Below are 9,156 nucleotides of genomic sequence, written 5' to 3'. Positions count from 1 at the left end.
ATCAACAGCCAAGTTTAATAGAGCCAAAAATATAGATAAACAAAGTATGTGGAAACACGCAGCATAGGAGGAAAACGGATAGTGATCAATCAAAAAAATCAATCCATCAGGATCATAGCACTTGGTGGTATAGGAGAAATCGGGAAAAATATGTATCTTGTTGAAGTGGACAAGGACATATTTATCATTGATGCCGGTTTAATGTTCCCCGAGGAAGAAATGCTTGGCATAGACATGGTGATCCCGGACATTACTTATTTAAAAGAAAACAAAGAAAGAGTAAAAGCCATTTTTCTAACTCATGGACACGAGGACCATATTGGGGCACTTTCCTATGTTTTAAGACAAATGGATGTTCCTGTTTATGGTACGAAATTGACTTTAGCACTTTCCAAGGCAAAACTAAAAGAACAAGAGTACTTTGGAAAGACTAATTTCATCGAAGTGGAATCTAATTCAATTGTGGAAATGGAAACGGTTAAAGTTAGCTTCTTTAAAACGAACCATAGTATCCCAGATTCGGTCGGTGTTTGTATACATACCTCTGAAGGCATTATCGTTTACACAGGAGATTTTAAATTTGATCAAGCTGCCACTAAGTTCTATAAGCCGGAAATAGGCAAAATGGCCGCTATTGGTGAACAAGGGGTATTATGTTTATTGTCTGATAGTACTGAAGCAGAAAAACCTGGATATACCACTTCGGAGGCAATTGTCCAACGCGAACTTTCCAGTGCTTTGTATAATGCTCGAGGAAGAATTATAGCTGCATGCTTTGCTTCTGACATTAACAGAATTCAACATATCTTTGATGCTGCGTTAGAGAATAAACGCAAGGTTGTTGTTATTGGGAAGAGCCTGGAAAGAATTTACCACATTGCTTTGGACCTAGGTTATTTAGAAGTGGCCGACGACTTAATTATTTCCATAGAGGAGATCAAGGATTATCAAGATCATGAAATCGTCGTTCTTATGACAGGCAGTCAGGGTGAACCAATAGAAGCACTGCAAAAAATGGCAAAGCAAACCCATAAACTTTTAAATATTCAAAAGGGTGATACGGTGTTAATTGCTGCGTCCCCTCTTCGTGGCAGTGAGTTATTTTTATCGAAAACAGTTGATATGCTATTTAGAGCAGGCGCAAATGTGATATATGGGAACCGTACCATTCATGTTTCCAGTCATGGCAGCCAGGAAGAATTAAAATTTATGCTGAACTTAATGCAGCCAAAATTTTTTATTCCGGTTCATGGGGAATTCCGCATGTTGAAGGCACATCGAAAATTGGCATTAGAATGTGGGCTGCGTGATAGTCAAATTTACATTCCTGACCGTGGTGATATTGTTGAGTGGAAAGAAGGGAAATTTTCCATCACCGGAAAAGTTCCATCCGGCAATGTCCTGATTGACGGAATAGGTGTTGGCGATGTTGGGAATATTGTTTTACGGGATCGGAAGCTTTTATCTCAAGATGGAATCCTTATCGTGGTTGTAACACTGACTAAGCAGGAGAAAAAAATTGCGGCCGGACCAGAGATTATCTCAAGAGGCTTTGTCTATGTAAGAGAATCAGAAAAATTAATGGATGATTCCACAAAATTAGTAAAAGACATTGTTGAAAGAAATATTGCAAAAGACACTTTTGAATGGGCTACCTTAAAACAAGAAATCAGAGATGAATTAAATCGCTATTTATACGAAAAAACCAAAAGACGTCCAATGATTCTTCCAATCATTATGGAAATTTAATTTGGGCTTAGAGACTGACTCAGATGGTGTAAATGCACCTTTTTGAGTCAGTTTTTTCTTGTAAAAGTTTCATTAATCTTTAGGACTCTGTTGATTGGAGAGGAAGGCACGAAGACTCCTGCGGGAGACCCCGCAGGCGCTTCAGCGACGAGAAGGCTCACCGCAACGCCCGCGGAAAGCGAAGTGCTTGGATCGGAAATCAACAGACTAATATTGAGACCGTTAATTTAACAGGAGTTCCAGTATAGTCATTTTGGTCCAACCTCTTTATCTATTCTTTAAGCATGAAATTAACTCATAGGTAAATACTAAAATATATCATGCTTGAAGGGAGTATTGGAATGAATACAGATATCCTAAATTATGATTCCGAAAATCAAGAAGGCGGGGAGCCTCAAAAAGAGGAAAAGCCTTCTTCAGGACTTATAGAAAAAATTCAGCAGTTAGGGCAAACCAATGTACCACAGCTTTCACCTGATTCCAAAATTCATTGTTTGACGATTGTTGGCCAAATAGAAGGGCATATGGCACTTCCGCCTCAAAACAAAACAACCAAATATGAACATATCATCCCTCAGTTGGTTGCCATCGAACAAAATCCAAATATTGAGGGAGTTCTTATTATTTTAAATACAGTGGGAGGAGATGTTGAAGCAGGATTGGCAATCTCTGAAATGCTGGCGTCTCTTTCCAAACCAACTGTATCCATTGTTTTGGGGGGAGGTCATTCCATTGGCGTTCCAATCGCTGTTTCCTGTGATTATTCATATATAGTAGAAACAGCCACTATGACGATTCATCCAATTAGACTGACGGGGTTAGTCATTGGGGTTCCTGCAACTTTTGAATACTTGGATAAAATGCAGGAGCGAGTGGTGAGCTTTGTTACAAAACACTCGAATATCTCAGAAGAGAAATTTAAAGATTTAATGTTTGCTAAAGGAAATTTAACAAGAGATATCGGGACAAATGTGATTGGTATTGATGCAGTAAAATCCGGTCTCATTGATGAGGTTGGCGGCCTTGGGCAGGCAATGCGAAAATTAAATGAAATGATTGAATTAAAGAAAGAAAATAAAGAAGGTCTTGTCCAGTGATTTTATATACTATGATGCCGCAGGAATTAATTTTCCCACAAGATTCAAGTGTTTTTCAACAGCAACAAATGGTAAACTACCAAGGAGTCCCACTAATAGTTGAAAAAACAGATAACCAAAGCTACCAAGTTATCCGGATCTTAAGCAGTGATCCTCAGCATTATTTAAATGCAAACATTTGTCCAGGGTCTAAAATTTCTTTATTGAATCTCGATCGATAATCAGAAATCCAATAAATATTTATGGTATACTTAAGTTAAGTAGACAAGAGCAGCCATTGGGCTGCTTTCTTCCTTTTTACATAAGAGATGCTAATATAAATGTTAAGGTGATTAAATGGTCAAAAAGAAGAAAAGACAACCCAAAAGAAGAGAGAATCAACTGAAACGAACAGTCCAATATGAATTATCTGCTTTGGTTTTATTAGCTCTGGCAGTTATTTCAATGGCTAAGCTTGGCGCCGTCGGCAGGGCAACTGTATTCTTTTTCCGTTTTTGGATGGGAGAATGGTACATGCTAGGTTTGATCGGTCTAGTTTTTTTAAGTATTTATTTAATGTGGAAAAGGGAGATTCCATTTTTCTTTCATATTAAATTAGTTGGGTCTTATTTAATCATTTCAGCCATTCTTTTATTAAGCCACGTAACCCTTTTTCGCTTATTAACCAACAACGGCAAATTTAAAAACCCAAGTGTTATCGGAAACACATGGGAATTATTTTTAATGGATCTCCGAGGAGAAACTTCGACCACTGACCTTGGAGGTGGCATGATCGGAGCCGTTTTGTTTGCGTTATTTCATTACTTATTTGCGGAAACAGGCACTAAGATCATTGCCTTTGTCTTTATTCTGATTGGATTTATATTATTGACAGGTAAATCTTTTGGGGACTTTATTGGCAAAATAGTGATTTCTATATTTGGTTTTATCAAACATCAATGGGAAGAGTTTAAAACGGATCTTTCCAGCTGGAAGCAAAAGAAACAAGAACAAAAAAAGGAGAAAAGAACAGAGCAAAAGGAAGAAAAGACTTCACCAATTTTGAACAATCCTCCGATTATCCATGCTCAGCCTGTAGATGTTCCTGATGTCCAGCCAACTCCAGAACCAATTATCTCAAGCTTTGCAGATCGAGCTTATGTTGAAGAGATCCCGTTAGAAAAATCAGAGAAAGACCAGAATAAGAACAATAGTAGTAGAAAAAGAAATGAAGTAGTGGAAGAGGAAGATAATACCCCACCGATTTCATTTACTGAAGTAGAAAATATCGATTATGAATTACCACCGCTAAAGTTGTTGAGAATGCCTAATAAAACAGATCAGAGTGGTGAATATGAATTAATAAATAAAAATGCGGCCAAACTCGAAAGAACGTTTCAAAGTTTTGGTGTTAAGGCACGGGTTACACAAGTTCATCTCGGCCCTGCAGTAACAAAGTATGAGGTACATCCAGATGTAGGGGTCAAAGTAAGTAAAATAGTCAGTCTAAGCGATGATATTGCCTTGGCGCTTGCAGCAAAAGGGATTCGGATAGAGGCGCCGATCCCAGGGAAATCTGCCATCGGAATAGAAGTGCCCAATACAGAAATTGCTATGGTTTCATTAAGGGAAGTCTTAGAATCTACACATAACGATAAGCCGGATGCCAAATTGTTAATTGGATTGGGTCGTGATATTACTGGTGAAGCGGTAGAGGCTGAGCTAAATAAAATGCCCCATTTGCTGGTTGCCGGTGCAACCGGAAGCGGAAAAAGTGTCTGTATCAACGGAATTATTACCAGCATCTTAATGCGGGCAAAGCCTCATGAAGTAAAATTAATGATGATTGACCCAAAAATGGTCGAATTAAATGTTTATAATGGGATACCACACTTGTTAGCACCTGTAGTGACGGATGCCAAAAAGGCCTCACAAGCACTAAAAAAGGTAGTTAGCGAAATGGAAAGACGTTATGAACTATTTTCCCATACCGGAACTAGGAATATTGAGGGCTATAATGATCATGTGATCCGGCATAATCTGGAGGAAAATGATAAACAGCCTCTTTTACCGTATATTGTCGTAATCGTAGATGAGTTAGCGGATTTAATGATGGTGGCATCTTCGGATGTGGAGGATTCAATCACACGACTTGCGCAAATGGCCCGCGCTGCCGGGATCCATTTAATCATTGCTACGCAAAGACCATCTGTAGATGTCATTACGGGTGTTATTAAGGCAAATATTCCTTCACGAATTGCTTTCGCTGTATCTAGTGCCACTGATTCGAGAACTATTCTTGATATGGGGGGAGCTGAGAAACTCCTGGGCAGAGGGGACATGCTGTTCATGCCTGTTGGAGCTTCGAAACCTGTTCGGGTACAAGGAGCTTTCCTATCTGATCAAGAAGTAGAAGATATCGTTGAATTTGTTATTTCTCAACAAAAAGCACAATATCAAGAAGAAATGATTCCAGATGATCTCCCTGAAGCAACAGGTGAAGTCGATGACGATCTATATAACGATGCAGTTGATTTAGTTGTTGATATGCAAACTGCGTCCGTCTCTATGCTCCAGCGACGTTTTCGGATCGGTTATACCAGAGCGGCTAGATTAATTGACGAAATGGAAGTTCGCGGAATCGTCGGGCCATATGAAGGAAGTAAACCGCGAGCTGTCTTGCAATCCAAACCTAGTGAAGAGCAAAGTTCATAAAAAGGACAACGATAATGAAAGAAAAAGAGCCGCTTGGCTCTTTTTTTAGTACTAATTTCATGTGAATCTGATACTATAGTAATGGACAAAATTAATGAAGATTTAGCAAAATCCTCCTACTATTTCTGTTGTGAAGAAGGTAAATATAGATTATAACAGAAAGTTTTCCTCTTTGTTAGTTAACTTGATGAATGTTCACAACTTCATGCCTTTTTTCGACAAAATCAAGAAATTCTATTTATTTATACCAAAAAACATGATAATATAAACTCGATTAGTAGGAATGATATCAGATGTCTGATGTCTTGAGAAAGGGCTGGAGGAATGCAGCATGTCCATAAAGTCAGATAACCGGCATTTATATTTACAAGTTATCGATCATTTAAAGCAAGATATTGAAGCTGGCGTTTACAAAGAAAAAGAAAAACTTCCGTCAGAATTTGATCTTGCCAAACAACTTGGTGTAAGCAGGGCAACTCTTCGTGAAGCACTGCGTATTCTTGAAGAGGAAAATGTGATTATCAGACGCCATGGTGTTGGTACGTTTGTTAATGCAAAACCTTTGTTTACCTCAGGGATCGAGCAATTGAATAGTGTTACTGACATGATTATGCAGGCTGGAATGAAACCAGGCACTATTTTTCTAAGTTCATCAGCACAAAGCCCTACCGAAGAGGATATTCGTCGTTTTGCATGTTCCACTAGTGAGGAAATAGTCGTAATGGAGAGAGTTAGAACTGCAAATGGTGAACCGGTCGTATACTGTATCGACAAGGTTCCCGCACACATTTTACCGGAAACCTTTTCTCATGAACAAGAATCAATCTTTAATATCTTAGATGGGGAGGCAAACCGAAGGATTACATACGCGGTTGCTCAAATCGAGCCAGTCGGCTACCATGNNAATTCTGGAATGTGACCCAGAAACTGCATTGTTGGTTTTAAAACAAATGCATTTCGATGAAATGGATGAACCTGTCCTTTTTTCGGTAAACTACTTTAAAGCGGATAAGTTTAGTTTTCATGTTTTAAGAAAAAGGGTTTAAATTTTTTTAAAAACTTTTGAAAACGCAAACAAGTCTATGCTTATCAACATTTCTACTTAATCAAACAAAATTATTAGGGGGTCAATACCTTGAAAAAGCGTAAAATTGGAATGGCGCTATCGTTAGTACTTGCTGCTGGTACACTACTTGGTGCTTGTGGAAAAAGCAATGACAACGGCGATGATACTTCAAAGGGCGGAGACAAAGGCAAAAAATTCTCTGTAGGTATGGTTACTGACGTTGGTGGTGTTGATGACAAATCATTTAACCAATCTGCTTGGGAAGGTCTTCAAAAGTTTGGCAAAGATAATGGTATGAAAAAAGGCAAAGACGGCTTTGACTACCTTCAATCCAAATCTGATGCTGACTATGCAACAAACTTAAATACACTTGCACGCCAAAACTTTGATTTAGTGTTTGGTATTGGTTTCATGATGCAAGGTGCTGTTGAAGAAATTGCAAAGCAGCAAAAAGACCAACATTTTGCTATTGTTGACTCTGAAGTAAAACAAAAGAATGTTGCAAGTATCCTATTTAAGGAGCAAGAAGCATCCTTCCTTGTAGGTGTTGCAGCAGGTATGGCAACTAAATCGAACAAAATTGGATTTATCGGCGGTATGGAAAGTGCTGTAATTGAGCGTTTCGAAGCCGGATTTGAAGCTGGCGTTAAAGCAGCAAACCCAAGTGCTACTATAGATGTTCAATATGCTGGTGCGTTTGATAAAGCTGAACTTGGACAAAATATTGCATCCAAAATGTACTCTTCTGGTACAGATGTAATCTTTGCTGCTGCTGGTTCTACTGGTAACGGTATGTTCAAAGAAGCGAAAGACCGTCTAGCTAAAGATCCAAGCAAACAAATTTGGGCAATCGGTGTAGACCGTGACCAATCAGACATGGGACCTGAAATTGTTCTTACATCTGCAGTAAAACGCGTAGACGTTGCTGTAGAAGACACTGCTACAAAAGCTATGAATGGCGACTTCCCTGGAGGAAAGGTAACTCTATACGGCTTAGCTCAAGATGGTGTTGCTGCAGCTCCAATTAACGCTAAAGTTGCGAACAAAGCTGATATCGATAAAGCAATCAGTGATTGGACAGAGAAAATTAAGTCTGGTTCTGTGAAAGTTCCTGGAACAAGAGCAGAATTGAAAACTTTTAAAGCAAAATAAGAACAGAAAAAGGAATAAGTGGGATCAATTCCTGCCTGCTTATTCCTTCTTAATTGAAATCTTAAATGAAGTGTAAAATTTATTTTTACTTTTCACTTAGGGTTTTAAAGTGGGGAAATTCCCCAATTTTTTTAAAACTTTAAAAGTCTGACCTCTTACTACTATTGGTCAAAATTTCCATACCTTTAAAACAGGGAGTGAGAATTTATGGATTATGTAATTGAAATGCTAAACATTCGTAAAGAATTTGGCAATTTTGTTGCGAATGATAACATTACCCTTCAATTAAAAAAGGGAGAAATTCACGCATTGCTAGGTGAGAATGGCGCCGGCAAATCAACTCTAATGAATGTCCTATTTGGTTTGTACCAACCAGAAGGAGGAGAAATTAGAGTAAAAGGAAAACCTGTTAAAATAACAGATCCTAACGTAGCCAATGATCTTGGAATCGGAATGGTGCATCAGCACTTTATGCTGGTTGATGTTTTTACTGTTACAGAAAATATTATCTTAGGAAGAGAGATTACCAAAAGAGGAAGTATTGATATTAAAAAGGCAGAACAAGAAGTTCGCCAAATATCTGAACGATACGGCTTAGCTGTTGATCCTCAGGCAAAAATCTCTGATATTTCAGTAGGGATGCAACAACGCGTCGAAATTTTGAAAACCCTTTATCGTGGTGCGGAAATCCTCATCTTTGATGAGCCAACTGCGGTTTTAACACCTCAGGAAATTCATGAATTAATTCAAATAATGAAAACATTGATTAAAGAAGGCAAATCTATTATTATCATCACTCATAAATTGAAAGAAATCATGGAGGTTGCCGATCGTTGTACCGTTATCCGTAAAGGAAAAGGAATCGGTACAGTTAATGTCAGTGAAACAAACGAGAATGAACTTGCCAGTTTAATGGTTGGCCGTGAGGTTGTTTTCAAAACAGAAAAGAAACCTGCCGAGCCAAAACAAGATGTTTTAGTAGTTAAAGATTTAACTGTAAAGGATACAAGAGGGGTTACTGTAGTTAACGGTCTTGACTTAACAGTTCGTGCCGGGGAAATCTTAGGAATTGCCGGAATCGATGGGAACGGTCAATCGGAGTTTATTGAAGCAATTACTGGACTTCGGAAATCGGATAAAGGCAGTGTCACCTTAAATGGGAAAGAATTAATAAATCATTCTCCTAGAAAAATAAGTGAAGCTGGGGTAGGTCATATCCCTCAAGACCGTCATAAACATGGATTAGTGTTAAATTTCACAATTGGGGAAAATATGGTTTTGCAAAATTATTATAAAAAACCATTTTCAAAAAACGGCATTTTAAACTTTAAAGAAATCTACAAACAAGCAAAAAAACTAATCAGTGAATTTGATGTTCGTACACCAAGCGAATATGCC

The 9,156-nt window shown here is 38.3% G+C and carries 6 protein-coding genes and 1 pseudogene; all 7 read left to right on the top strand.

The window, feature by feature from the left end; translation table 11 throughout:
• The first annotated feature begins 81 nt into the window (after window positions 1–81).
• Entirely contained in the window at window positions 82–1,749 is a 1,668-nt protein-coding gene (locus tag V7083_RS17935) for a ribonuclease J (protein WP_335480440.1), read from the top strand.
• A gap of 341 nt (window positions 1,750–2,090) precedes the next feature.
• Complete coding sequence (locus tag V7083_RS17930; RefSeq protein ID WP_335480438.1) at window positions 2,091–2,846, top strand: ClpP family protease; 756 nt, start codon at window positions 2,091–2,093, stop codon at window positions 2,844–2,846.
• Window positions 2,843–3,067, top strand: coding sequence for a YlzJ-like family protein (locus tag V7083_RS17925; protein WP_335480436.1), 225 nt, complete (start codon window positions 2,843–2,845; stop codon window positions 3,065–3,067). Before V7083_RS17930 ends, V7083_RS17925 begins: the two co-directional genes overlap by 4 nt.
• Before the next feature lie 115 nt (window positions 3,068–3,182).
• Window positions 3,183–5,540, top strand: a complete 2,358-nt coding sequence (locus tag V7083_RS17920) for an FtsK/SpoIIIE family DNA translocase (RefSeq protein WP_335480433.1) — start codon at window positions 3,183–3,185, stop codon at window positions 5,538–5,540.
• A 331-nt stretch (window positions 5,541–5,871) separates the two neighbouring features.
• Window positions 5,872–6,586 (top strand): annotated as a pseudogene (locus V7083_RS17915) (GntR family transcriptional regulator).
• Window positions 6,587–6,675: 89 nt separating this feature from the next.
• Window positions 6,676–7,758 (top strand): BMP family lipoprotein, encoded by a 1,083-nt coding sequence (locus tag V7083_RS17910; protein ID WP_335480431.1) that lies wholly within the window; start codon window positions 6,676–6,678, stop codon window positions 7,756–7,758.
• A gap of 207 nt (window positions 7,759–7,965) precedes the next feature.
• The coding region (locus V7083_RS17905) for an ABC transporter ATP-binding protein (RefSeq protein ID WP_335480429.1) at window positions 7,966–9,156 on the top strand (1,191 nt) is incomplete at its 3' end.

Origin of the sequence: Bacillus sp. JJ1764 (genome assembly GCF_036962145.1) — a bacterium.
Lineage (GTDB): Bacteria > Bacillota > Bacilli > Bacillales > Cytobacillaceae > Neobacillus.
Note: the sequence above shows the minus strand (reverse complement) of the source record. Positions and strands in the feature narration are given on the sequence as shown.

Excerpts from the sequence above, each read along its gene's own strand:
- V7083_RS17930 (WP_335480438.1), top strand. The coding sequence starts at position 2,091 with ATGAATACAGATATCCTAAATTATGATTCCGAAAATCAAGAAGGCGGG.
- V7083_RS17920 (WP_335480433.1), top strand. The coding sequence starts at position 3,183 with ATGGTCAAAAAGAAGAAAAGACAACCCAAAAGAAGAGAGAATCAACTG.